Genomic DNA, 1,255 nt, shown 5'->3' with positions numbered 1-1,255 from the left:
AAGGAACCTCTAAAAACCCCGGCGTATTCCTGTCAAAATTGCGCGCAGGAGATTTGGCGCGAGGTGACGGGGATGCAGCCGGGTTTTTTCGATTTGGAAGATCGCTACGCGCTGCTGGAGGAGCTGGGCGATCCGCTGCCGAAGATCAATGAGGTGGTGGATTTCGAGGCCTTCCGGGCGACGCTGGAGAGCACCTACGAGGTGCCGGATCCGGGCAAGGGCGGTCGTCCCCGCACCGATGCGGTGCTGATGTTCAAGGTGCTGTTCCTGCAGCAGCTCTACAACCTCTCGGATGATCAGACGGAGTACCAGATCCGGGATCGCTACTCGTTTGCGCGCTTTCTGGGCCTGGGGCCCGAAGGGCGCGTGCCGGACGCCAAGACAATCTGGCTGCATCGCGAGCAGCTGAACGAGGCGGGAGTGCTGGAGGTGTTGTTCGCCGAGCTGATGGCCCAGATCGAGGCGGCGGGCTATCACTCGCGCAAGGGCCAGATCGTCGATGCAGCGATGGTCGAGGCGCCGCGCTCTCGCAACCGCCGCGATGAGAACGAGCGCATCCGCCGCGGCGAGGTACCCGAGGACTGGGAGGAGGCGAAGCGGCGCCAGAAGGACACCCAGGCGCGCTGGGCTCGCAAGGAGGGCAAGACCTACTTCGGCTACAAGAACCACATCAATGTGGATGTGAAGTACAAGCTGATCCGGCGCTTTGGTGTCAGCGATGCTGCGCTCAATGATCGGCGCATGCTCGAGGGGTTGCTGGATGAGACCAACAGCTCCCGGGCACTCTGGGCCGATGCCAACTATCGCTCGCGGGAGTGGGAGGCGCGGCTCAGAGAGTACGGCTACCGCAGCCACATCCAGCGCCAGGGCCACGCCTCACGCCCGCTCACCGAGCGCGAGAAGCGCGCCAATCACCGGCGCTCGAAGACGCGCATCCGCGTCGAGCATGTCTTCGCCCAGCAGCGTTGGATGGGGCGCACGGTGCGCACCATCGGGCTGGAGCGGGCGCGCTTCAAGATCGGGATGATGAACTTCGTCTACAACGTCCGGCGCCTGGCATGGCTCACAGTGCACTCACCTCCGAAAGGCAGTGCGGTGCCCGGATAACCGCTTCCGGGCGAGACTAACGAGGTCCGAAGCCTTGCTCATCACGACCCGACTATCCACCCGGCCGGGCCAATCTATCGTCTCGAACGCCCGATCTCCGCAATCACAGCAACCGACGAATCCGAAACGGGGTTAATAGAGGTTCCTT

The 1,255-nt window shown here is 63.3% G+C and carries 1 protein-coding gene; it reads left to right on the top strand.

Translation table 11 applies throughout. The annotated features are described in order from the left end of the window. Positions 1 to 72: 72 nt before the first annotated feature. Entirely contained in the window at positions 73 to 1,107 is a 1,035-nt protein-coding gene (locus ACJMKX_RS17955; RefSeq protein WP_405228433.1) for an IS5 family transposase, read from the top strand. The last annotated feature ends 148 nt before the right edge of the window (positions 1,108 to 1,255 follow it).

It is taken from the genome of Lentisalinibacter sediminis (assembly GCF_040706615.1).
Taxonomy (GTDB): domain Bacteria; phylum Pseudomonadota; class Gammaproteobacteria; order Steroidobacterales; family Woeseiaceae; genus Lentisalinibacter; species Lentisalinibacter sediminis.
The sequence above is the reverse complement of the archived record's forward strand: the minus strand, read 5'-3'. Positions and strand labels throughout refer to the sequence as shown.